Here is a 25120-nt window from a genome sequence, read left to right as displayed (position 1 = left end):
ATGAAAATTATTGAAGAACAACCAGATAGTTTAGTACTTGAAATTACAGGCGAAAGTCATACAATATGTAATATATTAAGAAAAAGAATAATGAGCAAAGATGAACTCATAGCAGCAGCATATGATATTACACACCCTCTTATTGGAGAACCAGAATTTGAAGTTCACTGTGAAAATCCAAAAGAAGTATTAGTTGAAGCTGCAGAAGAAGTAAAACAAGAAGCAAATGACTTTAAAGATGCATTAATAAAAGCATTTGATGAATAGATACACTTTTTTTTAGGTTTAATAAAACACATACCTAAAACTCTTTTTTTTTATTTTAACCTTTTTTTTTATTTTAAGATAATTATCATATAAAATAAACAATTTACATTCCTTTTTTTGTATTAAAAAATAAAAAATTTTATAATTTTTATTGATTCATATATTATTATTATGTCAAAGTATAGAAATCCTGCATTAACTGTTGATATTATAATAGAAAAAGATTCAGAAATTGTACTTATAAAACGTAAAAATGATCCATTTAAAGGATCATGGGCAATACCTGGTGGATTTGTAGATTATGGTGAAACAGTTGAACATGCAGCAGTTCGTGAAGCATTTGAGGAAACATCTCTACATGTTAAACTTGAAAACTTAGTTGGTGTATATTCAGATCCAAATCGTGATCCAAGAGGACATACTGTAACAATAGCATATACAGCTTCTATTAAAGAAGGTTTTCTAAAGGCAGATGATGATGCATGTGATGCTGAATTTATTAGTATTGATAAACTTAGTAGTATTTCTTTAGCATTTGATCATAACTTAATACTATCTGATGCTATGAAGTATTTATAAGAGTGATATTTATTACTTATCATATGCTCCCACCCCTTTTTTTTATATAAATTTTAAAATAAAATAATAATATAATAATAAATTTTAATATGCTCTTGAAAATATAGCAAGATTTATTTTATATAAAAAAGAAAGATAATAACGTATTTAATATAAAATAAATTTGAAAAATTATATTAAAATAAATAATTTAACTACTATAAAGGGAGGTTTCGATACAATGGAATTTTGTCCAGGATGTGGAAAAGTTCTTTTTCCTGTAAATGGTAAATTTATATGTGAAGATTGTAACTATGAAAAAGGTGTAACAGAAGAATCAAAAAAACAATATGAAGTTTCAGAAAAAGTTGATAAAGAAGATACAGTAATTGTAACAGACAGTAATGTTAAAACCTTACCTACAATCAAAGTAATATGTCCAAAATGTGGAAATAAAGTTGCATTTTGGTGGTTACAACAAACAAGAAGTGCAGATGAATCAGAAACAAGATTTTTCAGATGTACAGATTGTGACTACACATGGAGAGAATACGATTAAAATCGTATAAAAAAAAAGACAAAAGTGAATATAATTAAAATGTATTCTCTTTTATTATTAATCTTTTATAAAAAAAGGATAGAAGATTTAACTTTTAAGTAATTCATTTTACATGCTTTTTTAATTTTTTATTATTTTAGTTCTTATTTTTTTTATGATAAAAATTGTGAAAATGAATTATATTTAAAAGAACCTTTTATACTTTAAAAAAAATATGCTAAGTAAAAAAAGACAATTTTAAAAATATAATATTTAGGAAAGAAATAATTTTTTTACAATAATAGATTAAAGAATAAATTTTTTTCAAAAAGACTTTCTAAATTATACAAAATAAATAAAATATCTTAAGTTTTTGTGATGATAATGACAGAAAAAAATAAAGCAACTAATAGAAGAAAAAGAGATCCATTAAGACAATTAGAAGTCATAGAAGATAATGTTCCTCTTATAGAGACTGAAAAAGATCCTCTTGAAATAATGGAACAAAATAATTCTGAAAATATTCCAGAATATGATAGTGAATCTGGATCTATTATTAAAACTGAAGCTAAAGATTATGATGAAAGTGAAGATCTAATTGAAGAAGTTATAGAACCTAAAGAAGAAGATGTTGAGGATAGTCCACTATTTAAAGCAATTAATGAAGTAGTTATAAATCAGGAAGAAATTAACGACGATGAAATAGTAAAAAATCAGGCAGAAATAAAAGAAGAAGCTGAAGAAATAATCAAAGAACTAGAATCAAAACCAAAAACAGCTGATAAAACTCCTGTTGATGACATGACATCAGATTCAACAGATGAAACATTAAATGAAACTCCTGTTGATGACATAACATCAGATTCAATAGATGAAACATTAAATGAAACTTCTATTGATGATATAACATCAGATTCAATAGATGAAATATTAGATGAAACACCACTTGTAGAATCTACTGAAAATATAAAACCTCAAGAATCTAAGATAACTACTAGTAAATTAAAAGATAGTAGCGATAATAAGAAATCTAAAACTCATATGATTGATGAGGTTAAAGTTGATGAAAATGGTGTGCCACTGCTTAATCAGTTTGATTCTGAGAAAATTAATAAGCTACGTGGAGTATTTAAAAGTTCAAAACATAATATTTCTAAGATTACATCAATTGTAATAGGATTAGTTCTCATGGTTTATGGTACATATCAAGCATTTAATGATAGTGTTAAAATATCAGATAGTGTAATGTATGGTGAACATGAAACAATGGCAATAGCATTTATTGCAATGGGTATTCTTATAATATTATTATCATTTTACACAGAAATAATGCGTTATTTAGGACTTAACCAATCTGAGGAGATTCATGAATCTAGTATTGATGAGGATGAATAAATAATTTAAGATAAAATTAATGGATTTTTTTAGATATAGAATACTTAAACACCTTTTTTTTAGCATAAAAATTATAATGCTAATTGTATGAAATAAACGGTATAAAAAAAACTCTTTTTAAACTTTTTTTTATTTTAAAACATGAAATTTGATTATTTTCTTAGTTTTTATATAAAATTTTTTTATATATAGCAAATATATATATTATTTAGATATAAAATAAACACGAAAAAAAGGATCTTCAAACTACAACTTATTATATAAAATTGAAGAATTTTTTAAGAATTTAAAACGGAAAAATTACTTTTTTTTATAAATAACAACTAATAGGAGGTTAAATAAATTGCGTAAAGAAATGAAAATTATCATAGTTATTGTTATTATTGCAATTATTGGAGTTTCAGCTGCAGGATATATGTATTATCATGAGATGCAAAAGAAAAATGAAGAATTAAACAAAAGTCTTAATGAAATGAAAGATCAACTTGAAGAAGTAAAACTTGAAAATAACACAACAGATGATACACAATAAACACAGTCAACTTCAAAGTCATCATCAAAATCTTCTAACAAGGTTTCATCCAGTTCTGGTAAAGTAACTTATGAAGAAGCTGGTGTTGATAAAAACGTTGGATACATGAAAACATGTAAATATCCAGGGTGTGGAGCTGTATATAATTCCAGACTAAGTCATTGTCCAAGATGTGGTCAGAGAAATATTTATGTATAGAAATAATTTAATTATTCTATCATAATTTTCTTGCTTATTTTTTTTTTTTACTTATTTATTAAGGGTTAATTTTATAACAATTTATAAACATAAATACATACTATAATTATATAATTTTAAGGAGAGTTTATAATAGTGTTTAAACTTATATTAAGTGACCCAAGTATTTTTAAAACAAGTTTTGAAGCAATTTCCTCAATTGTAGATGAGGTACAAATAGAAGTAGATTCAGATGGTCTACGATTAAATGCAATAGATAGAAGTCATATTACATATGTTCACCTTGAACTTAAAGAAAGACTATTTGATGTATTCCAATGTGATGAACCAATAAAACTAAATGTAGATACTGAAGAATTAATGAAAGTTCTAAAAAGATCAAAATCAGATGATGTAATGGAACTAACAGTAGATGGTGGAAGTCTAATTGTAACATTTGAAGGAGCAATTAAGAAAACATTTAAAGTAAAACTTATCGACCTTGAATATGAAACACCAGAATCACCATCAATTGAATATCCTGTAAAAATAACAATACCAATAAAAACACTTAAAGAATCAATCCAGGATATTGAAATTGTAGCAGATCGTGTAGAATTTAACATAGATCAAGACTTCTTAAAACTTAAAGCAGTAGGAGAATTCTCAGATGCTGAAGTTGAATATTTACATGGTGAAAAAGTTACAGAAGATGCAAGAGCAATATTTGCAATAGAAAACATAAAAGAAATGCTTAAAGCAGAGAAATTTGCAGATACAACATACATTTCACTTGGAGATGACATGCCACTAACATTAACCTTAGAATTATTAAATGAGGAAGGAGAACTATCATTCTTATTAGCTCCTAGAATAGAAGAAGAATAATACTAAAAAAAGTATAAATCTTCTCATCTTAATTTATTTTTTTTTCAAAAAAAAAGGGGAACTTTTTTAACAAAATAGTAAAACCTTTAATTTAATAATCAAAAAAAAACTTTTTTTTAGCCAAATATAAATAAAAATCTTATCCTACGCATTTATTAAGATTGCATTGGATTATGAAAGAAAATTATTATAGTTAGTCGAATAGAAAAAAATATTAAAATAAAAAATATAATTTAAAAGGAGATAGTGTTAGCCTTGGATACATTTTTTCAAAAACTACGAGATATTCAGAAAAAAGAAAGAATAGATGGACCATTATCAGAAATAGATGATACATTCTATGATGATGCTTCAAACTATCTTCAACAATTACTAAAAATAGTAGATAAAAATCCACTCTCACTTGAAGCATATCAACTACGTGATGCAAGACGAATCATAATAGAAATATGTGAAAGACGAGAAGTAAAAATACTAACAACAGCACTAGCAAACCTACAAAAATCACATGACCTCTTCAAAGGACATAAAGATGATTCTACTTTATTTGATGAACTTCCATACAATATGACCTATGATGAAGAACAACTCTACATTGATATTGTAAACACATTATTAAAACACAGAGAAAATATAATACAAAACAAACAAAACAATAAAAGAATGCAACAAAAGCAAGTACAAACACAACCTGAAGTAGTACAAGCAACACCAGAAGTTGAAGTCACACAACAAGAACAAAAAGTAGTAGAAGAAAACACAGAAGATGAATGGGTAGATATAAAACCACAAAATCCAGTTAAAACACAAAAACCATCAAAAGATGTAAAACCTCAACAAAATAGAATTGATGATATTGACATACCTGATGATGTATTTTCATCCCCTGCTCTTGATGAAAGTCAAGTTGCAATGATGTTTGGAGAAATGCCAGATAGTATGCCACGTGATGAAAATAACAATCCTGTACGAATAAAAAAAGAACCTAAAACTGATATAACAACACCATTTACACCACCTGAAATACCAGAGGATGATACAGTATCACTACAGGTAAGTGAAGATGAAAAAAAGCCTAAAACACTAACTTCACAAAATAGTATACAAAAACATGAAAATATAGAATCTGATGTAAAAGTAGATGAACCAACAACAACCACTACATCTGATATTATTGATAAGCCAATACCAACACCAGATGAAACATCAAATATAAAAATAGAAGATGATACAAAACTTGATGAAGAATTATTTAATGATGAAAAGCTTGTATCATTTAATTGTGAGGTTAATAGTGATATATTAGATGTGGATGATCGTACATATGGTCCATTTAATGTGGATGATGTAGCATTACTTCCTGGTAATATTGTGCAAATTCTACTTTCACATGATATAATACGAGTATTATAAAAATACTTTAATATGATTCACCACCATTTTAACATTACCTTACTTTTTTTAATATTTTAGTTTGTATAAACATAAAATATAAATATAGTTCATAATATAATAATATATAGATAAATTATTGATTGTTCTTTTTATATATGAGAACAGTTAGGATTTAAATAAAAAACATTTATACATAAGAAATAATCTTACTTACGACACTATATTTTAACAAAAATAAGAATTCTATGTATAAAAAAAGTAAATAATTTTTTTATTAATAAAAAAATGGAAAAAGTTTTTTTTAGAAATATTTTTTTTTAATTCAAAAAACCATAAAAAATTAGAGATTTTATATTTGTGATAAAATCTAAAAAAAAATATAAAAAAAATAACACATAAGAATATATTTCAAAAATATAAAAAAAGAAAAACTCAATTTAAACTGTAAAATCGAGATTTAATGAAATATATTTTATCTTTAGGGAAAGTATTAACTTAATACTTTTATTATCTAACAAAATAAAACAATAATGAATTAAAATTTTAATTTCCTATTATACTATAAAATATGAGGTGAATTTAGGATGAGAATACCACGAGAAAGAAGGACTTACTGTCCAAAATGTAAAAAACACACAGTACACGAAGTACACACATCAAAGAAAAGAAAAGCAAGCGAACTTAAATGGGGACAACGTCAATTCAGACGTGTAACCGCAGGGTACAGAGGTTATCCAAGACCTTTACCATCAGGAAGTAAACCTATTAAAAAATTAGATTTAAGATACAAATGTAAAGAATGTGGAAAAGCTCACATTAAAAGAGATACCAACATTCGTGCAGGAAAAGTAGAATTTGTATCACAATAGGGATACTTAAATTAAAAGAATATATAATTTACTTTAAGATGAAATACTCTTTTTGAAATATTCTTTTTTTTAACTACTATTTTTTTTAAAACATTAATATATAAAATCAGATTGAATTTAAATAAGGGAGGAATCTTTAGAATGGCTAAACAAGAAAGTAATTTTTTAAAAGTTAAATGCGGTGATTGTGAAAATACACAAATAATTTTTGATCACGCAGCATCAACAGTAAAATGTGTTGTATGTGGTAAAACATTAGTTGAACCAAAAGGCGGACGTTCAAAAATCTGTGCACAAATCTTAGAAGTACTAGAACACTAAATACAAATAATTAAACTATAGATTACTACTTACAGGTGATTAATAATGGTACGTATGAATAAAGAATGGCCTGAAGAAGGTGATCTAATTGTTGGAACCGTACATAAAGTATTAGGTTATGGAGCATTTGCAAAGCTTGAAGAATATGAAGGTAAAGAAGCATTTATTCATATTTCAGAAGTTTCATCAGGATGGGTTAAAAACATAAGAGATTATGTAAGAGAAAACCAGAAAATTGTTGCACGTGTACTACGTGTAAATCCTAAAAAAGGACATGTTGATGCTTCATTAAAACGTATACGTGAAGATCAAAGAACACGTAGAATGCAACAATGGAAAATTGAACAAAAAGCTGAAAAACTTCTTGAAATTTCTGCAAAATCAATTAATAAAACTCTTGATGAAGCATATGATGAGGTAGGTTATCTTATCATGGATGAATTTGGAGATCTTTATGAAGGATTTGAATTAGCATCAGATGAAGGAGAAGATGTACTTCTTGCTTTAGATATTGATCCTGAATGGGCTGAAATTATTACTAGTGTTGCTAAGAAGAATATTTCAACTCCTGAAGTTCAAATTACAGGATATGTTGATCTTACATCATATAAGCCAAATGGTGTTGAAATTATTCGTGAAGCTCTTTGTTCTATTGAATCTGATGATGTTGAAGTTCAATGTGTTGGAGCACCTAAATACAGAATAATGGTAACAGCTGAGGATTATCCAACGGCTGAGAAAATATTAAGTGATTCATCTGAAAAATGTATTTCAATTATTGAAGATAATGATGGTTATGGACATTTCCATCGTGAATTAGATGAATAAGAAAGATATTTAATATTTTTCTCACACACTTTTTTTTTAAATTTTTATAAAAATTAAACTCTTTTTTTAAATAGATAAATTTTCTAATAAAATAGCATACTACTTTTTTTTTAATAGAATAATTTCAAGATAGAAGTATTTTAATATTTAATTAGGTAATATAATATGTATTGATTTAAAAAAAATATTTTTTATAAAAGAAAATTAGATAAGTGGAGGTAGTATGAGTTATGGATTTAAAAGATTTGGAAGCTCAATATTATACATTAGATGAATTTAAATTTGAAAATGGTCGTATACTTAAAGATCAGGTGGTGGAGTATACTACATTTGGTAAGCCACAATATGATGATGAAGGACATATTATAAATGCTATTTTATATTTTCATGGTACAACAGGTGATTATGGCTCTATAAAACGTATAAGTAAAGCTGTGGGAAGTAATTTACCTTTTGATCCTGAGTTATTTTTCTTTATATCTCTTTCAACATTAGGAAGTCCTGGTAGTTGTTCTCCAAGTACATCAAATTTAGAAGCTGACTTTCCTAGTTATACAATACTTGATATGGTGAATTTTAATAAGGTATTTATTGAAGAGAAATTTAATATTAAACATCTTAAAGGAGTAATTGGAAATTCTATGGGTGGTTTTGAAGCTATTAGTTGGGCTTGTAATTATCCTGATTCAATTGATTTTCTAATTTCACTTGTAAGTAGTTATAAAGTAGGTGGTCAGAATTATGTTTTATCACAACTTTTATATGATATTATAGAATCTGATCCTAACTTCCATGATAATCCAACTGATGCATCACTCATAAGATCTCTTGAAATTGCAAGTAAGGCTACGTATTCTTTTGGTTTATCTAGACAATTTTATATGGATCAATCTAACTGTGAAATAAAAGAAGCAATGGATGAATTTGCACATGAAGATTCAAAAGAAGATGTATATGATGCATACTACAGGTGTGTTGCAAGTATGAATCATGATTTAACTGATATTATAGATAATATAACAGCAAAAACCATGATTATAGCAATATATGAAGATCAATACTTCCCACCAGAACTTGATGCAATTCCAATGCATACATTAATTCCAGGTTCAAAACTCACATGTTTTAACTCATACTTAGGACATGTAGGATCATCAGAACTTGATAAAATACAAGAAGAACTTGAAGATTTCATGAAACAATTTAAATAATAATCATAACTTGCAAGTGTATTATAAGATAAACATACAAAAATATAAACCTCATACAAAGAATAATTATATACATATGAAATTTCAAATGAGACGTTGTAATGAGTGTGGAGAATATACACTAGATGACATATGTCCAAATTGTAATGTTAAAACAGGCGTAATATATCCAGCCCGTTATTCACCACAAGATAAATATGGAAAATATAGACGTATACTAAAAAAACAACAAGAACAACAACAAAAAGAAGGATAAAATAAGATTTTAAATTAAATTAAAAAATATTAAATTAGGTAGGGATGAGCAAACAATGGATGATAAAACAACAATAAATCAAATAGAAGAAGTAGAATTTGAAAATCCAATAGTTCTTGAAGGACTTCCAGGAATAGGATTTGTAGGAAAAATAGTGGTAGATCAATTAATAAAACAACTTGATGCAACCAAATTTGCAGAACTAGAATCAGACTACTTCCCACCACAAGTAACAGTAACAAAAGAAGGACTAATAGACTACATGAAAAATGAGTTCTACTACCTAAAAGATTTCGGAGAAAACAACTTAGATGTAATAATACTAACAGGAAACTCCCAGGCAACAGAATTTGAAGGACAAATAGCACTCTCAAGAACATTAATGGAATACTTCGAACAACTTGGAGCTACTAAAATATACACACTCGGTGGACTAGGAACAGGTGAAATGATAGAAAAAAATCGAGTATTCGTAGCATCAAACCAAAAAGAAGTACTTGATGAAATACTAGAACTTGAAAATACACTCATACGAAAAGATGAAGGTGGATCAATCGTTGGAGCATCAGGACTACTGCTTCATTTTGCAGATCAAAAAAATATACCAGCAGCATGTCTAATGGGTGAAACACCAGGATTCTACATTGACCCATCAGCAGCAATAGAAGTACTAAAAGTACTCTTTGAAATACTAAAATTCGATATGGACTTAGAAGAACTTAATGAAAAAGTAGAAGATACACTTAAAAGACTATCATTAAACCCACAATTAAACCAAATGGTAGAACAACAAGTATCAAAACCAAATGATGATTTAAGATACATAGGATAAAATTACTATTATTTTTTTCTAAAAAAATAGATTCACCACCCTTACAAACTTTTTTTTTAAAACAATTTTTTTTCATTTTTTTAAATAAAAACTCACATTCCAGCACCTGATAAAAAAAAGAAGATAAAAAAAAGAGGAGAATAATTTTATATGCAGATAAATTCAGATTTACATGTTCATAGTAAATACTCAATGGCAACATCAAAAAGTATGCAATCTGACATTATGGCAAAAGAATCCGAAAAAAAGGGATTAGATTTAATAGCAACAGGAGATGCACTACACTCAAAATGGCTAGGAGAACTTGAAGATAATCTAACACAAATAGATGATACAGGAATATATCAACTAAAAGATGAAACGTCAAACACAAAATTTATCACAACAACAGAAGTAGAAGATAATCAAAGAATACACCATCTAATACTAATACCATCTATTGAAACAGCATGGCAGATGCGTGATGAATTCATAGTAAAAAACATGGATGCAGATGGAAGACCAAAAATACGAATGAGAGGAACAGAAATAATGGACATAGCACGTGATTATAACTGTATCATAGGACCTGCTCATATATTTACACCATGGACAGGAATATACAAATCATATGATAGAATCTCTGATTGTTATGATAATCGAATGGCTGACTTTGTAGAACTAGGACTTTCAAGTGACACATATCTTGCTGATAGAATTGATGAACTAAAAAATTATACATTTCTAACTAATTCTGATTCACACTCACCATGGCCACATAGAATGGGACGAGAATTTAACACAATGGAGATAAAAAATCTATCATTTGAAGATGTACGTACATCAATAAAAGATAATGATATTATAAAAAATTATGGATTTGACCCAAGAATGGGAAAATACCATGAAACAGGTTGTATTGACTGTTATAAAATATTTAACATACATGATGCACAAAAACTCAACATGAAATGTGATGTATGTGGGGGAGTAATTAAAAAGGGAGTAAAAGGAAGAATTGAAGAACTTGCAACAAGTGATGTTCCAATACATCCTGAAGATCGTCCTGAATATCGATACATATTACCATTAGCTGAACTTTTAAGTTCAATACATAATAAAGGTGTTATGACAAAATATGTACAATCCAGATATGAACGTCTAATTGAACTATTTAAAACAGAAATAGACATACTACTTAATGTTGAGTTAGATAAGATAGAACATGTTGATATGCTACTTGCAAATGCATTAAAATCATATCGTAATAATACACTAAATGTAACACCTGGACGTGGAGGATTATATGGTAAAGTAGTGTATGATTAAAAAAGATTAAATAGTATATAAAAAATATATATAAAGTAATAATCAATGAATTTCTTAAAGTAGAAAATTCAAAAAATTTATTTTTTTATTATTTACAAAAAAGATAAATGTCAAAAAAATGATTAATAAGAGGTAATATTATGGACTTTTTAACAATTGGTGCTGTTATCTTTGCTGGAGTTGTAATTGTAACATTAATCGGACAAATAATGGGCAGTGCACTTAAATACTAGAATAATAAAGAAAGGGAATACAACTCTTCCTTTTTTTATAAACCTTAAAAAAAATAAAAACAAATTCTCTTTTTTTTTCTTAAGAAATACTTATTTTATGAATCAATTTTTTCAAATTTAAACTATTTATAATAATAACTTATTAACTTATAACTTATAATAATATAAATTATTAAAAAAAATAGAAAAAGAAGTAGTAATAAAAATTAACGGATTTGGAGGGATTTGAACCCTCGATCTCCAGATTAGGAGTCTGGTGCCCTATCCAGACTGGGCTACAAACCCATAAAATTAAATTCTAAGATTCAACTAAATAAATAGGTTAATTTCATATAAAAATAGTTAAATTATATAATAAATTATTAAAAAAAAGTAGTTTCATTCTAGTAGTTAATAGATAGCGGACCTGGGGGGATTTGAACCCCCGGCCTTTGGATTAGAAGTCCAACGCCCTATCCAGTCTAGGCTACAGGCCCATATATTACATTCTACTATTATTATTGTTTATATATTATTATATATATACTTTACTATAAAATATAAAGTAATATTTAATAAATCAAAAAAAGTAGACTATTATAAAAGTTTATTTAAAAAAATTTAAAAAAAAAGTTTTTTTTTTGAGAAAATAAAAAAAATTCTCAAAAAATTTTTGTCATTATAAATTATCTCATGTTATAAAAACTATTAGACTCTTTAGTTTCATGTTTTTATAAGAATAATTTACACTACATTCAAAAAAATTATGATTGTATAAAATATAATGTAGGTAAATGAAAAAACTTTAGAAATTAATTCATTCTAATTATATTTTATTTTTCTTCCTTAATTTGTGTTATTTGTGTTATTTGTATTATCTTGTGTATTGTTTCCTTCATTTACTGGATCTACATCTTTAGGTCCTGTACCATCTTCATAGATAAACCATGAAAATCCACTGTTTTTATCTTGTGGAATCCATACGTGGAATACTTCATTTGGATTTGGACCTTTTGGGTTGTGTGCAAGGAATACTATGTATTTTTCATTATTTGCTCCAGTATCTATATATCCAGAACCTTGTTGTATTTGAAGATCTCCAATGTCTTGTTTTATTATGTATGCGTATGCTTGTGCTTTTGTTAAGATGTTATTGTCTGAATCTGTATCTGGTGTTGGTTGTGGATTTGGATTTGGTGATGGATTATCTCCTCGATCTGTTGGGTTACCTCCATGATTGCTATCTGGACTTGTTGGGTTACCTCCAGAATTACTATCTGAGCTTGTTGGGTTACCTCCAGAATTACTATCTGAGCTTGTTGGGTTACCTCCAGAATTACTATCTGAGCTTGTTGGGTTACCTCCAGAATTACTATCTGAGCTTGTTGGGTTACCATTAGGATTGTTATTTTGTTGTGATGTTTTTCCATCTCCAGATTGTTGTCCTTCATTTACTGTTACTGGATTTTCTGATGTGATTAGTGCTGAACCTTGCTGTTGTTGATTTTGTGAGTTGTCTTGACCTTGAGTTGGTTGTGCTTGGCCTTGAGCAGCTTGTGCTTGGTCTTTTGCTTGTTGTGCTTGTGCTTGTTTTTGTGCGTCTGATATTTGGTTATTTGCTCCTTGTGATGCTGCTTGTGCTGGTGTTGCTAGTGTGTCTGTTATTGGTGAGTCTTCTGTATCAACGCTTGAAAATGGGTTGAGTATGTCATCGTCGTTTATGTTTATTTGATATGTAGCTGCTACTATTCCTATAAGGGCTACTATAACAAGGGATAAGATTATCTTTTTATCCATAATTTTTTTCACCGTTTATATTTTTTTATTAGCAGTAATAATATACTAAGTTTTATTATCTGAGTATATATCTTATAATATATTTGTTTTGTTTTTAGTATATAAATTTTTTAATGTTTTTGGTCTTTGATTTTGTATTCAGGTATTGCTTTTGTAATATCGGTAATTATGGTTTTTTTCTCATTTTTTTGTTGATGTGGGAATTCTACTTGTTTTAGTAGTTCTTCTGCGTATTTTAGTGCGTTTTTATATTTTTTAATTAGTGTTTTTAGGTCTGCTATTGCTTCTATGTCTCCATTGTAGAGTCTTTCTTCTATGTGATATAGTTCTGTGAATTCTTCACCTAGCATGTGCATGTTTATTTTGTCTGGTTTTATGAATATTTTTATTTCTACTCCTTGTGTTATTTCGTAGTATTTTCTTGGTCTTCCTCGTTCTATTTTTTTGTATGTTGGATTTATTAATCCTAGTTCTTCCATTGCTTTTAGATGTCCAATTATTGCTTTTTGTCCAATATCTAGTTGTTGTGATATTTCACTTACGAATTTTGGTTCTTCAGTTAGTAGTGCTAGTATGTCTCGTCTTGTTTTGCATCCTATTACATCAAGTACTGCTTCTAAATTCATTTTTTCCCTCCTTTTTGTGTTTTTATGCTTTTGATTTTTTCCTTTTTTTTGCTTGTTTTTATTATTTATTTATATCATTATATAAATATTACCTTAGGTTACTAAAAGACCAAAAGGTTTATATAGTTTAATATTTATTATATATTACTAGAATAATATTTTTATAACCTTTGGTTACTAAAACCCATAAACTATATATAATAAGAAAATTTTAAAATAATAAATAAGAATAAAAATTAATATAACTTAGGGTTACTATAATAAATAAAACTTCATAACCCTAAACCATATCTATACCAAAAAACACAAAAAGGGTGTATACATGAGTAAAGATGAAATAAACGATGAAACAATCGAAGAAATCAAAGAAGAACTCGATGAAGTAGAAGCAGAACAACAACCAGAAACAGATAATGAACCACAACAACCAGACTCTGAAGAACTTCTAAAACAAAAAGACGAAACAATACAACAATACAAAGACAAACTACAAAGAATACATGCAGACTTCGAAAACTTCAAAAAACGATCAGAAAAAGAAAAACAAGAATTCGTAAAATACGCAAATGAAGGCGTAATACTAAACATGCTAGAAATCTACGAAGACCTACAACGAGCACTACAAGTAGAAAATGACAAAGACCTAAAAGAAGGCGTAGAACTAATATACAAAAAATTCACAAAAACACTAAAAGATGAAGGAGTAGAAGAAATACCAGCAGAACATGAAAAATTCGATCCATACAAACATGAAGCAATGCTAACTGAAAACAACCCAGATTATGAAAACAACGAAATTATCCAAGATCTACAAAAAGGTTACACTCTAAATGACAAAGTCATACGATACTCAAAAGTAAAAGTATGCAAAAAATAACCACCCCTCAAAATATAACACATGAAAAATAACAATATAACGATAATCAAATAAAAAAAAATTTTTAAGGTGAATACATATGGCAGAAGAAAAAGTAATTGGAATAGACTTAGGAACAAGTAACTCAGCAGCAGCAGCACTAATTGGAGGAAAACCAACAATTATTCCAAGTGCAGAAGGAGCAACACAATACGGAAAATCATTCCCAAGTTACGTAGCATTTACAGATGATGGAGAAATACTAGTAGGAGAACCAGCAAGAAGACAAGCAGTAACAAACCCAGAAAGTACAATCAGTGCAATAAAAAGACACATGGGATCAGACTACAAAGTAAATATCAAAGGAAAAGATTACACACCACAAGAAATATCAGCATACATCCTACAAAAAATTAAAAAAGATGCAGAATCATTCCTAGGAGAACCAGTTAAAAAAGCTGTAATTACAGTACCAGCATACTTTGATGACAACCAAAGAACAGCAACTAAAGATGCAGGAAAAATCGCTGGACTAGAAGTATTAAGACTTGTAAACGAACCAACAGCAGCAAGTCTTGCATATGGACTAGATAAAACAGATGAAGAGGATGTAAACATACTAGTATTCGACCTCGGAGGAGGAACACTTGATGTAACAATCATGGAATTCGGAGAAGGAATATTTGAAGTACAATCCACAAGCGGAGACACACAACTTGGTGGAACCGACATGGACACAGCACTCATGAAATATTTAGCTGAAGAATTCGAAAAAGAAAATGGAGTAAACCTCCTAAATGATGATCAATCAGCACAAAGACTAAGAGAAGCAGCAGAAAAAGCAAAAATAGAACTTTCAACAACACTCACAACAGACATCAACCTACCATTCATCACAGCAACAGCATCAGGACCACTCCATCTAAACACAACACTAACACGTGCAAAACTCGAAGAAATTGTAGATCCAATCATCCAAAGATGTGGAGCACCAATCAAACAAGCAATAGATGATGCAAAACTACAAAGTGGAGACATAGATAAAATCATCCTCGTAGGAGGACCAACAAGAATGCCAGCAATCCAAAGCTACGTTGAAAGATTTGTAGGACAAAAAGTAGAACGTGGAATAGATCCAATGGAATGTGTAGCATCAGGAGCAGCAATCCAAGGAGGAGTACTTGCAGGAGAAATTGATGATCTAGTACTACTTGATGTAACACCACTATCACTTGGTATTGAAACCATGGGAGGAGTAGCAACAAAACTCATAGAACGTAACACCACAATACCAACTAAGAAAAGTCAAATCTTCACAACAGCAGCAGATGGACAAACAAGTGTAGATATCCACGTTGTACAAGGAGAAAGACCAATGGCAAACGACAACACAACACTTGGACGTTTCCAACTTGTAGGAATACCATCAGCACCAAGAGGAACACCACAAATTGAAGTAACATTCGATATTGATGCAAACGGAATCATCAACGTATCAGCAAAAGATAAAGGAACAGGAAAAGAACAACAAATCACAATCACATCATCTAACAAACTTTCAGATGAAGAAATCGAACAAAAAGTAAAAGAAGCAGAAGCACACGCAGAAGAAGACAAAAAACGACAAGAAGAAATCGAAGTAAGAAACACAGCAGACTCACTCATATACACAGTAGATAAAACACTCGATGAACTTAAAGATCAACTAGCAGATGATAAAAAATCACTACTTAAAGATCAACAACAAGACTTAAAAGATGCAATAGAAAAAGATGACATCGCATTAATTAAAGAAAAATCCGATATACTCGATAAAACAGTACAAGAAATAGGAGCAGAAATCTACCAACAAGCAGCACAAGCACAACAAGCACAAGAACAAGCACAACAACAGCAACAACCAAACGGATCAAACCCAAATGATGATGACACAATAGATGCAGATTTCCAAAAATAGATAAATAAGTAAATAACTAAGATGAAGGACTTAAAATAGTACATAACCATAACTGTTTTATCTCCTTCATTTTTTTTTATTTTTTTCTACAAACATTTAGAAATACTAAAAAATGAACTTTTTTCATTTCCCATTAAGATATTTTTAGAGGAGATTTTACTTTTTCATCTATTATTAAAATTAGTAAAATTACAAAAATTAATTAAAATAAAAATATACAATAACAAAATAATTTGGAATGAAAAAGTAAACAACATAAAATATTTTTTATTTACCACAAACACATAAAAGAAAGATAGAAATTTTTTGGGAGTTATAAAATAATGGCAGAAAAAAGAGATTATTATGAAGTACTAGGTGTAGATCGTGATGCAGATCAAAAGACAATAAAAAAAGCATACAGAAAACTTGCAATGAAATACCATCCTGATGTAAACAAAGAAGATCCAGATGCTGAAGAAAAATTCAAAGAAATAAGTGAAGCATATGGAGTATTATCAGATGAATCTAAAAAACAACAATATGACCAATTTGGACATGCAGGAATGGGAGGATTCTCACAAGAAGACATATTTAGCAACATAAACTTTGAAGACATATTCGGTGGATTTGGAGGATCAGGTGGATTTGGAAGTATCTTTGATCTATTCGGATTTGGAGGTGGACATAACTCACCAAGAAATGGACCTATGCCTGGAAATGATATAGGACAAAAACTAAATCTAACACTTGAAGAAGTATCAACCGGAGTATCAAAAGAAATCAGTGTAACACACAGAAAAGTATGTCCAACATGTAATGGAACACGTGCAGCACCAGGATCAAAAGTAAATACATGTGGTAATTGTAATGGATCAGGACAAGTAAGACAAGTACAAAACACACCTCTTGGACAATTTGCAACAGTATCAGAATGTCCAGTATGTCATGGAGAAGGTGAAGTAATAGAAGAAAAATGTTATACATGTCATGGAACAGGACTAACAAAAGTAACAGAAAAACTCACAATCGATGTACCAGCAGGAGTAGAAACAGGAACAAGACTACGTGTTGGTGGAGAAGGTGATGATTCACCAAATGGAGGACCAAGTGGAAATCTATATGTAACAATCAATGTTCTTAAAAATGATCTATTCACACGTGAAGGACAAGACTTATACTATGAACTTCCAATAAGCTATGTACAAGCATGTCTTGGTGATGAAGTAGAAGTACCAACAATAGATGGTCAAAAAGAAAAACTTACAATACCACCAGGAACACAAACTGAAACAGTCTTTAAAATAAGAAATAAAGGATTAAAACATGTAAAATGGTCAGGTGTAGGAAATATGTATGTAAAAGTACACATGGTAACACCTAAAACATTATCAAGTAAACAAACAGAAATTCTTAAAGAATTTGCAAAAGAAAGTGGAGAAGAGATTGTTGAAGTAAAACAAGGATTCTTCGATAAAGTTAAAGAAACACTAAACAAATAAAAAAAAGTATAGTTACATAATCAAATTATATCCAAATTGATAAATTAAACTCGAATTATAAAATTAAATAAATTTTTTCTATAAAAACATTAAAAGGGAAAAAAAGATAAAAAAAATAAGATAAATACTCCAATTTCAAAAAAAAAATAAAAAAATAGATTACATTTTATTTTTTCTCCGATAAACTTAAATTGGATGTAGATTCTTAATTAAAATAAACTTTTTATCTTTTTTTAATAATTTTTCTTTTTTTCAATAAAATATTTTAAATTAGAAACTCATGTAGATATACATATAACTTTTTTTATCTAATATAACATTACACTATTTTTATTAAAATAATCTTATATTAAAATACTACTTTTACACATAACTTCTAATTTAGTTATAGTAATTTTTAATTAAATTATAGGTAAACTTTAAGTTAGAAAAAGAATAATCTGAAAAAATAATAGTTTAAATAAAAATTCTAAAAAAAAGATTAGTCAATAAAAATTTCTATAAAAATAAGCACTAAAAAAAGAGAATAATTAAATTTGATTTTATATTAAAATCTTTTGGCATGCTGGGAGTAACCCATCTCCTGTTTTAAATCGTAGCATTAATCTTAGCAAGATACCTTTTAAACAGAACTAAGTTCTGAAAAAACTTGTTTTCTTTTGCACTCCATGGAATTATTTCGTTTCATCGATTATTCTAACGTTATGACATCATCAACGCAATTGTATCATCTTTCATAGCCATAAAATATAATATAAATATTATATCTAGATCTATCGTATCGTTTCTAAAACAGAGTCATACTTCTCAGTATATGTCAATTAAGAACATCATGGTAACTATTTTAGTGGATGGAGTTTCCCCAGTAAATTAATTCTTTACATTCAAAATACTATAAGAAATAGTTTAGTTTATGAATATAATTAAATCACCGTTAGCTACGCTCCAGCTTACCAAAAAAAATAGATTGTTAATATAAAGTAAATTAGTAGCGGGGCCTAGATTTGAACTAGGGCTCTCGGGGTTATGAGCCCCGCGGGATCACCAGACTACCCCACCCCGCTAACTTATAAAAATTTAGCGTTCTTTAAATAAGAACTATATAAAACTTTGTCATACGTTATATATAAAGCTTGCTATATAATTTCTAAATATTCTACTTAAAAGAAATAAATAAAATAAGTGTATTTATTAAACAATTTATACTAAATACATATAATATATTTAATTATTATAAAAATATTAAATTTTTTAGATAATTATCAATTTTACTAATATTATATCTTTAATTTTTTTTGTAAAATAAATATCTTCTAAAAAATATAAAAAAAGATAAAAGTGTTAAATAAAAGTTTTTATTCACACTTATATTTCTACTTGTTCATATACCATATCAATTGCTTTAGGCATAGCTTTTTTAACAGATTCAGATAAGCCATATACAACGTATGGTGATGATACATCTTCAGGTTGACATGCAATAATTACAATCTCAGCTTCAGTTAAATCAAGTGGATCTGCAACAGATAATGAATGAGGATCTTGATATTTTCCTTGTGGTACATCATCACGTGAAAGAATACGTACTTCTCCAGGTTCTCCTCCAAAATCTGCAATATCTAGTATGATTAATTTCTTCCACATGGGGTTTGGTAGTGAGAACAGATAGTGTGGTGCACTTGTTCCGGCGTCTATTGTCATTACATTATCTGGTAGTGGTCTTTCATCAAGGTGTTCTTCTATTTCTTTTATTGTTGTAGGTCCAAATCCATCATCTTTAAATAATACATTTCCACAGCCTATAACAAGTACTTCTGCATCGTATGTCAAGTTTATTTACACTCCTCTAAAAGTTTTTATATAATATTGTTAAATTTTTTTCAATGTTTTTTATTTTTATTATTAATAGTTATACATGTTAAATTTTTAATTTTATTTTCTTATTAATTTTTTTATTATTTTTTTTTATAAAATATTAGATAATAAAAAAATGAGTAAATATAAAAAAAAGAGTCTTTTTTTTGTGATTAAAAAAAAGTGGAGTTTAGAAAAAGAAAATTTAATCTTTTTTATAATGTTGTTATTTGACATCCATCTTTTTCTACAATTATTGTATGTTCTGTTTGTGCTACCATTCCATTTTCTTTTTCTTTAAGTGCACTGTATGGATAAATTGCACGTGATGTAATAAGTGGTCTCATTGCACGGTTAAGTTTTTTAGGATCGAATTTTTCAACTAATGCATTTTTTGAAAATGGGAAATGAGCATTGTTTTGACTTATATATTTTAGTAATTGTTTTGCATCAGGTTGTCTTAGTGGTCTGTTACGTAGGTATGAGTAAATATATGCATTTGGAAGATCTGTTACTAGTCCAACTCCATTTGTTGCAAATGGTTCAACTGCTATATGATCTCCTTCTTGTAGTTTATGATCACTTCCATCAGGGAAGTTTGGTATTGTAAGACCAGCATGTAAATTATTTTGTTCAAGACTATGTCCTGATAGATTAACAATTGGTGTAAATCCCATATCTTGTATTGTTTTTTGAACAATTGCACCTATATCATTAAGTGTGGTTCCTTCACGTATTATACTTATAGCATTTTCAAGTGCCATACGTGATGCTTCTTCAATTTTATAGCGTTCTTCAAGTTCATCTTCAGTTATTGTTGGATTTCCATCATCAAGACGTCCTGGCATTTTTATTAGTTTTCCATCATCAGTAGTATTTGGTGCATTATCACCTTCTACAATTACTGTTACTGCAGTATCTGATATGTATCCATCAACTTCTGCTCCCATATCTAGTTTTACAATATCTCCACTACAAAATAGTGTTTCATCACCAGGATCTGATGTATAGTGTGCTGCTATCTGGTTTATTGATACATTACATGGAAATGATAGTCCTGCTCCTGTGCTTTTTATTGATGATTCAACAAAATCTACCATGTCAGCTACTTTCATTCCTGCAGTAATTTTTTTTGCTGCCTCTTTACGTACTTTAGATGCGATTTTTCCTGCTTTTTCATATTTTTCTAACATTGTATATCACGCTTTTAATTGTATTTTTTAAGTATTAATCTTTTTAAAATTATAAAAAAAAATAAATAAAGATTATTTTTTTTGACTAAAATATTCTATTATTAAGTTATAAAGTTTAATGTTTTAATAAATTTAGGATAATAAAAAATTATACATAAAAATATTTTTTATAAAAAGTTTTATTAACAAAAGTATGAAGAATTAATAGATTATAAGTAGAAAATAAGGCTTTATAGGAATATTTTTTTAAAATTTCTATACATTTATAACATAGCTTTAAATACTATATTCATACTTATATTAATAATAATTATAGATCAAATAAGTGAGGTTATCAAAAATGATGATGTTAAGTCAAGATAACTTAGTTCTAATAATTCTTGCAATAATTATACTAATTGCAATCATTGTTGTATCAGTACAATGGCGTAAAAGCTCAGTTACAAAAAACAATATATTACTACTTGAAAAACAAACTGAACTTAAAAAAATAGAACTAGTTGAAAAAGACCTGGAAAACAAGCAAAGAAAAGAAGAAATGTCAGAACTTTCAGAAAAAGATCAACAAAAACTTAGAGATATAAGAGCAAATACATCACAAATACTTGGAAAAGTAAATCTACTAAGTAGTGAAGTTAATGAAAAAGCAGACCAACTAGAAGCACAAAGTGAATTGTTAAAACTTCAAAAACTTGCAGCACAACTAGATAAAAAACAAGCAGAAATTGAAAAGTCTCTTAAAAAATAGGGTAGGTGAATAAAAAAATGGATTCTGCAACAACACTTGCAATAATAATATTAATCATAGCATTAATAATACTCATCTACTATTACTTACAAAGCATAAATCATCCAGTATATCAAAACATTAACAAACAAGCATCAGATCTATCATCACGTATAGCAAAAGAAGAATATGTAGCAAACTTCTCAAATCGTGTAAATGATCTAACACATAAAGATAAAGATCAAGAAGATGATAAAGATCATGTGTCAAAAACAGATATAATATCAAAAAAAATAGATCAATTCATAAATGAACAAAGTGAACAAGTAATAAATGACTGGAATCTTGTAACACATAAAGATCTTGATGATGTAATTGACAAATTTAATCTCTTAGAAGATGATTTAGATGATTACAAAAAAAGTAATGATTCACGTGTAAAAACACTTGAAGAAAAAGTTGAAACAATAAATCAAAATCTTAAAGATGTTAAAATAGAAGAATTACTAGATGATTATAAAGTAGATGAAGAAATTAAAACTATAAAAAATGAATCTAGTAAAAATAGTATAAATAAAACTGATGATGAAACTACTACATCAGAATAAAAAAAAATAAGAAAGGGAAACTAAAATATAATTACTTCTTTTTTATTTTTTTCTTTTTTTTAAATTTAATATAATATTCTTATTTTATTATTATAAAATCTAATTTTTATTATTTATTTTCCATGCTCCAACAGCACACTCACCAACAGATACACTTCCATCTCCTGAGCATGTGGTATTATTTTGAACAAATTTAAATCCAGCATCTTTTATTGTTTTTTTTGCAACTTGTGATATGTGCTCATTATAGAATACTCCGCCTGTTACTCCTATTGTATCAATATTATGTATTTTAGCATTTTCAATTGCAATACTACACATTGCTTTTATTATATCACGTTGGGCTGCATATGCAATTTCAGATGAATCTTCACCATTTCTTATAAGTTCTACAATATCATAAAGTACTTGACTTGTATCTATAATCATACGTTCATCAACTGTATTAATAGGTACATCAAGTTTAATATGACCTTTAGCTTTAAGTGCACTTGATTCTAGTTTCATTGAACATTCTCCTTCATATCCACGTGATTTACTAATTTTAAGAAGTACACTTATACTATCAAGTATTCGTCCCATACTACTAGTTTTTGCTGTGTTAAAGTTATTTTCAAGTTGTTTTAGTGTCATATCTACTTCTTTTTCATTATATTTGAAGTAGTCACTATAATTTTCTTTCATAAATGTGCGAAGTTCTTCATGATCCATGATTGTTGAAAGAATTCCCATTGCCATTCGTATTGGATACTTGGTACTTAGATCTCCTCCTGGCATTGGTTGTAGTTTAAGACCACCAAGATTATTGTATTTACCAGTATTATCAAGATATAGTACTTCTCCTCCCCATGTATTTGTATCTTCACCATAACCTACTCCATCTGCTGTTATAACAATTGCCTTATCCAAGTTATGTTCTACCATAAGACTTGCTGCATGTGCATGATGATGTTGTATGAAGATAAGTGGAATATCATATTTTAGACTTATTTGTTTTGCAAGTTTTGTTGTGTTAAATTCAGGGTGCATATCACATACAATGTAATCTAGATGTTCTGTTTTTGTAAGATGAAGCATGTGTTTTATAGCATCTTTCATAAAGTCTATTGTTTTAATCTTTGATGTGTTTCCTATATGTTGTGATGGATAACATTTACCATTTTTTAGTACTGCAAATGTTACATCAAGTTCAGGTCCCATTGCAAGAATATTATGTGTTGTATCAATATTTGTAAAATCATATGGTTTTGGTGTAAATCCACGTGAACGTCTGATAAATCCTGGCATCTGATTTCTAAATCTTATTACACTATCATCACACCTATTAAGAATTTCTCTATCATGAAGTAGGTAGTAATCAGCAATACCATCAAGATTTTCTATAATCTCATTATTTTCAATTAGCATAGGATTACCAGGAAGATTTGCTGATGTCATAATAAATGCAGGTTCATCTGAGTATTTAAATAACAGGTAGTGAAGTCCTGTATATGGTAGCATTACACCTTGATTATGAAGATTTGGTGAGATACTATCAGATAGTATGTAGTCATCTGTTTTATCAAGTACTACTATTGGCTTTGCTGTTGATGTAAGCATTTCTTCCTCATCACTACTTATTTTTACAAATTTGCGTGCTGTTTTAATATCAGGTGTCATACATGCAAAAGGTTGAGTGTAACGACCAAGTCTTTTACGTAGTGTATTAACAGCATCATCTGTTGTTGTTTTACATACAAGATGTGTTCCTCCTATTCCTTTAATTGCAAGAATTTTTCCAGAATCAATTAACTGGGATGTTTTTTCTATTGGATTATCACACTTGATTATTCCATTATTATCAGCTAGAAATACTTGTGGTCCACATTCAGGACAGCATGTTGCCTCAGCATGATATCGTCTATTTTCAGGATTATAATATTCTTTAAGACAATCTTCACATAGTGGAAATTCATCCATTGTTGTATTTTTACGATCATATGGTACATCACGTATTAATGTAAATCTTGGTCCACAGTTGGTACATGCTGTAAATGGGTATTGGTAGTGTCGATCTGTGTTATTGTATATTTCATCTAGACATTCATCACATATACTCATATCAGGTGGTATTACTGATGTTCCTGATATTGCATCACTACTTTCTTTTATTGAAAAATCATCATATATCTTGGTGTTTTCATCTACTGGTTGTATGTCTGCTTCTATGTTGTTTATTGTTGAACGTATTGGCTTTTTGGTTTGTAGATCTTGTATGAATTGATCTATAGTTTCTTGTTTTCCTTGGATTATTATTTCAACAATATTTCCCATATTTCGTACATATCCATTTAGGTTTAATGCTTTTGCTATTCTATATACTGTTGGTCTAAATCCTACTCCTTGTACTATTCCTTCAACTAGTAGTGATGCTGTGTATTTCATAAGACTATAC

General features: G+C 28.4%; 24 protein-coding genes, 3 tRNA genes and 1 other RNA gene. 19 read left to right on the top strand and 9 right to left on the bottom strand.

The genetic code is table 11. From position 1 onward, the window contains the following. The 14 genes from MSCUN_RS04110 to MSCUN_RS04045 all read left to right on the top strand — a co-directional run bounded on the left by MSCUN_RS04110 (position 1) and on the right by MSCUN_RS04045 (position 11375). Positions 1-267 carry a DNA-directed RNA polymerase subunit L gene (locus tag MSCUN_RS04110; RefSeq protein ID WP_095607942.1) on the top strand — a complete coding sequence of 89 codons (267 nt, stop codon included), beginning with the start codon at positions 1-3 and terminating at the stop codon, positions 265-267. A 171-nt stretch (positions 268-438) separates the two neighbouring features. After that, the gene (locus MSCUN_RS04105; RefSeq protein ID WP_095607941.1) at positions 439-846 is read left to right on the top strand and encodes an NUDIX domain-containing protein; all 408 of its coding nucleotides are present in this window, start codon (positions 439-441) and stop codon (positions 844-846) included. 220 nt (positions 847-1066) lie between these two features. Continuing rightward, positions 1067-1384, top strand: coding sequence for a transcription factor S (locus tag MSCUN_RS04100; protein WP_095607940.1), 318 nt, complete (start codon positions 1067-1069; stop codon positions 1382-1384). A gap of 363 nt (positions 1385-1747) precedes the next feature. Next, positions 1748-2758, top strand: coding sequence for a hypothetical protein (locus MSCUN_RS04095; RefSeq protein WP_095607939.1), 1011 nt, complete (start codon positions 1748-1750; stop codon positions 2756-2758). A gap of 343 nt (positions 2759-3101) precedes the next feature. Continuing rightward, the gene (locus MSCUN_RS04090) at positions 3102-3290 is read left to right on the top strand and encodes a hypothetical protein (protein ID WP_095607938.1); all 189 of its coding nucleotides are present in this window, start codon (positions 3102-3104) and stop codon (positions 3288-3290) included. Positions 3291-3623: 333 nt separating this feature from the next. After that, entirely contained in the window at positions 3624-4355 is a 732-nt protein-coding gene (gene pcn / locus MSCUN_RS04085; RefSeq protein WP_095607937.1) for a proliferating cell nuclear antigen (pcna), read from the top strand. Positions 4356-4610: 255 nt separating this feature from the next. After that, positions 4611-5768, top strand: a complete 1158-nt coding sequence (locus MSCUN_RS04080) for a DNA replication complex GINS family protein (protein WP_095607936.1) — start codon at positions 4611-4613, stop codon at positions 5766-5768. 566 nt (positions 5769-6334) lie between these two features. Continuing rightward, positions 6335-6619 carry a 50S ribosomal protein L44e gene (locus tag MSCUN_RS04075; RefSeq protein WP_095607935.1) on the top strand — a complete coding sequence of 95 codons (285 nt, stop codon included), beginning with the start codon at positions 6335-6337 and terminating at the stop codon, positions 6617-6619. A gap of 141 nt (positions 6620-6760) precedes the next feature. Continuing rightward, positions 6761-6940 carry a 30S ribosomal protein S27e gene (locus MSCUN_RS04070; RefSeq protein WP_095607934.1) on the top strand — a complete coding sequence of 60 codons (180 nt, stop codon included), beginning with the start codon at positions 6761-6763 and terminating at the stop codon, positions 6938-6940. Positions 6941-6985: 45 nt separating this feature from the next. After that, positions 6986-7768 (top strand): translation initiation factor IF-2 subunit alpha, encoded by a 783-nt coding sequence (locus MSCUN_RS04065; RefSeq protein WP_095607933.1) that lies wholly within the window; start codon positions 6986-6988, stop codon positions 7766-7768. Positions 7769-7998: 230 nt separating this feature from the next. Then, positions 7999-8979: an alpha/beta fold hydrolase gene (locus MSCUN_RS04060; RefSeq protein ID WP_095607932.1), complete on the top strand. Its 981-nt coding sequence runs from the start codon at positions 7999-8001 to the stop codon at positions 8977-8979. 76 nt (positions 8980-9055) lie between these two features. Then, positions 9056-9235: an RNA-protein complex protein Nop10 gene (locus tag MSCUN_RS04055; RefSeq protein WP_095607931.1), complete on the top strand. Its 180-nt coding sequence runs from the start codon at positions 9056-9058 to the stop codon at positions 9233-9235. 55 nt (positions 9236-9290) lie between these two features. Beyond that, complete coding sequence (locus MSCUN_RS04050) at positions 9291-10067, top strand: proteasome assembly chaperone family protein (protein WP_095607930.1); 777 nt, start codon at positions 9291-9293, stop codon at positions 10065-10067. Between the two features lie 150 nt (positions 10068-10217). After that, positions 10218-11375, top strand: a complete 1158-nt coding sequence (locus tag MSCUN_RS04045; protein ID WP_095607929.1) for a TIGR00375 family protein — start codon at positions 10218-10220, stop codon at positions 11373-11375. Positions 11376-11818: 443 nt separating this feature from the next. Here MSCUN_RS04045 and MSCUN_RS04040 read toward each other — a convergent pair. From MSCUN_RS04040 to MSCUN_RS04025, 4 genes are all read right to left on the bottom strand, one after another. After that, a tRNA-Arg gene (locus MSCUN_RS04040) sits at positions 11819-11893 on the bottom strand. Between the two features lie 116 nt (positions 11894-12009). Beyond that, positions 12010-12084, bottom strand: a tRNA-Arg gene (locus tag MSCUN_RS04035). Positions 12085-12433: 349 nt separating this feature from the next. After that, entirely contained in the window at positions 12434-13384 is a 951-nt protein-coding gene (locus MSCUN_RS04030; RefSeq protein ID WP_109582985.1) for a hypothetical protein, read from the bottom strand. A 110-nt stretch (positions 13385-13494) separates the two neighbouring features. Then, entirely contained in the window at positions 13495-14010 is a 516-nt protein-coding gene (locus MSCUN_RS04025; RefSeq protein ID WP_095607927.1) for an ArsR/SmtB family transcription factor, read from the bottom strand. A 322-nt stretch (positions 14011-14332) separates the two neighbouring features. On the opposite strand from MSCUN_RS04025, the gene grpE reads away from it, so the two are divergent. The 3 genes from grpE to dnaJ all read left to right on the top strand — a co-directional run bounded on the left by grpE (position 14333) and on the right by dnaJ (position 18304). Then, the gene (gene grpE, locus MSCUN_RS04020) at positions 14333-14887 is read left to right on the top strand and encodes a nucleotide exchange factor GrpE (RefSeq protein WP_095607926.1); all 555 of its coding nucleotides are present in this window, start codon (positions 14333-14335) and stop codon (positions 14885-14887) included. 79 nt (positions 14888-14966) lie between these two features. Then, on the top strand, positions 14967-16823 hold the full coding sequence (gene dnaK, locus MSCUN_RS04015; protein WP_095607925.1) for a molecular chaperone DnaK: 1857 nt from the start codon (positions 14967-14969) through the stop codon (positions 16821-16823). A gap of 323 nt (positions 16824-17146) precedes the next feature. Next, complete coding sequence (dnaJ, locus tag MSCUN_RS04010) at positions 17147-18304, top strand: molecular chaperone DnaJ (RefSeq protein WP_095607924.1); 1158 nt, start codon at positions 17147-17149, stop codon at positions 18302-18304. A gap of 560 nt (positions 18305-18864) precedes the next feature. Here dnaJ and rnpB read toward each other — a convergent pair. The 4 genes from rnpB to MSCUN_RS03990 all read right to left on the bottom strand — a co-directional run bounded on the left by rnpB (position 18865) and on the right by MSCUN_RS03990 (position 21351). Beyond that, positions 18865-19258: RNase P RNA component (gene rnpB / locus MSCUN_RS04005), an RNA gene on the bottom strand. A 35-nt stretch (positions 19259-19293) separates the two neighbouring features. Continuing rightward, a tRNA-Met gene (locus MSCUN_RS04000) sits at positions 19294-19368 on the bottom strand. A 301-nt stretch (positions 19369-19669) separates the two neighbouring features. Next, positions 19670-20134: a coenzyme F420-reducing hydrogenase, FrhD protein gene (frhD, locus tag MSCUN_RS03995; RefSeq protein WP_095607923.1), complete on the bottom strand. Its 465-nt coding sequence runs from the start codon at positions 20132-20134 to the stop codon at positions 19670-19672. A gap of 239 nt (positions 20135-20373) precedes the next feature. Further along, the gene (locus MSCUN_RS03990; RefSeq protein ID WP_095607922.1) at positions 20374-21351 is read right to left on the bottom strand and encodes a M24 family metallopeptidase; all 978 of its coding nucleotides are present in this window, start codon (positions 21349-21351) and stop codon (positions 20374-20376) included. 340 nt (positions 21352-21691) lie between these two features. On the opposite strand from MSCUN_RS03990, the gene MSCUN_RS03985 reads away from it, so the two are divergent. Together MSCUN_RS03985 and MSCUN_RS03980 are read left to right on the top strand one after the other, a co-directional pair. Continuing rightward, positions 21692-22099: a hypothetical protein gene (locus tag MSCUN_RS03985; RefSeq protein WP_095607921.1), complete on the top strand. Its 408-nt coding sequence runs from the start codon at positions 21692-21694 to the stop codon at positions 22097-22099. Between the two features lie 17 nt (positions 22100-22116). Then, complete coding sequence (locus MSCUN_RS03980; protein ID WP_095607920.1) at positions 22117-22686, top strand: hypothetical protein; 570 nt, start codon at positions 22117-22119, stop codon at positions 22684-22686. Between the two features lie 99 nt (positions 22687-22785). Here MSCUN_RS03980 and hypF read toward each other — a convergent pair whose 3' ends face one another. Beyond that, a complete protein-coding gene (hypF, locus tag MSCUN_RS03975) occupies positions 22786-25110 on the bottom strand; it encodes a carbamoyltransferase HypF (protein ID WP_095607919.1) in 2325 nt (774 codons plus the stop codon). Between the last annotated feature and the right edge of the window lie 10 nt (positions 25111-25120).

The organism is Methanosphaera cuniculi (assembly GCF_003149675.1).
Taxonomy (GTDB): domain Archaea; phylum Methanobacteriota; class Methanobacteria; order Methanobacteriales; family Methanobacteriaceae; genus Methanosphaera; species Methanosphaera cuniculi.
Note: the sequence above shows the minus strand (reverse complement) of the source record. Positions and strands in the feature narration are given on the sequence as shown.

Bases quoted from the DNA above. Each gene is read 5' to 3' on its own strand.
- MSCUN_RS04110 (WP_095607942.1), top strand. From the start codon at position 1: ATGAAAATTATTGAAGAACAACCAGATAGTTTAGTACTTGAAATTACA.
- MSCUN_RS04105 (WP_095607941.1), top strand. From the start codon at position 439: ATGTCAAAGTATAGAAATCCTGCATTAACTGTTGATATTATAATAGAA.
- MSCUN_RS04100 (WP_095607940.1), top strand. From the start codon at position 1,067: ATGGAATTTTGTCCAGGATGTGGAAAAGTTCTTTTTCCTGTAAATGGT.
- MSCUN_RS04095 (WP_095607939.1), top strand. From the start codon at position 1,748: ATGACAGAAAAAAATAAAGCAACTAATAGAAGAAAAAGAGATCCATTA.
- MSCUN_RS04075 (WP_095607935.1), top strand. From the start codon at position 6,335: ATGAGAATACCACGAGAAAGAAGGACTTACTGTCCAAAATGTAAAAAA.
- MSCUN_RS04070 (WP_095607934.1), top strand. From the start codon at position 6,761: ATGGCTAAACAAGAAAGTAATTTTTTAAAAGTTAAATGCGGTGATTGT.
- MSCUN_RS04065 (WP_095607933.1), top strand. From the start codon at position 6,986: ATGGTACGTATGAATAAAGAATGGCCTGAAGAAGGTGATCTAATTGTT.
- MSCUN_RS04060 (WP_095607932.1), top strand. From the start codon at position 7,999: ATGGATTTAAAAGATTTGGAAGCTCAATATTATACATTAGATGAATTT.
- MSCUN_RS04055 (WP_095607931.1), top strand. From the start codon at position 9,056: ATGAAATTTCAAATGAGACGTTGTAATGAGTGTGGAGAATATACACTA.
- MSCUN_RS04050 (WP_095607930.1), top strand. From the start codon at position 9,291: ATGGATGATAAAACAACAATAAATCAAATAGAAGAAGTAGAATTTGAA.
- MSCUN_RS04045 (WP_095607929.1), top strand. From the start codon at position 10,218: ATGCAGATAAATTCAGATTTACATGTTCATAGTAAATACTCAATGGCA.
- MSCUN_RS04030 (WP_109582985.1), bottom strand. From the start codon at position 13,384: ATGGATAAAAAGATAATCTTATCCCTTGTTATAGTAGCCCTTATAGGA.
- MSCUN_RS04025 (WP_095607927.1), bottom strand. From the start codon at position 14,010: ATGAATTTAGAAGCAGTACTTGATGTAATAGGATGCAAAACAAGACGA.
- grpE (WP_095607926.1), top strand. From the start codon at position 14,333: ATGAGTAAAGATGAAATAAACGATGAAACAATCGAAGAAATCAAAGAA.
- dnaK (WP_095607925.1), top strand. From the start codon at position 14,967: ATGGCAGAAGAAAAAGTAATTGGAATAGACTTAGGAACAAGTAACTCA.
- dnaJ (WP_095607924.1), top strand. From the start codon at position 17,147: ATGGCAGAAAAAAGAGATTATTATGAAGTACTAGGTGTAGATCGTGAT.
- MSCUN_RS03990 (WP_095607922.1), bottom strand. From the start codon at position 21,351: ATGTTAGAAAAATATGAAAAAGCAGGAAAAATCGCATCTAAAGTACGT.
- MSCUN_RS03985 (WP_095607921.1), top strand. From the start codon at position 21,692: ATGATGATGTTAAGTCAAGATAACTTAGTTCTAATAATTCTTGCAATA.
- MSCUN_RS03980 (WP_095607920.1), top strand. From the start codon at position 22,117: ATGGATTCTGCAACAACACTTGCAATAATAATATTAATCATAGCATTA.
- hypF (WP_095607919.1), bottom strand. From the start codon at position 25,110: ATGAAATACACAGCATCACTACTAGTTGAAGGAATAGTACAAGGAGTA.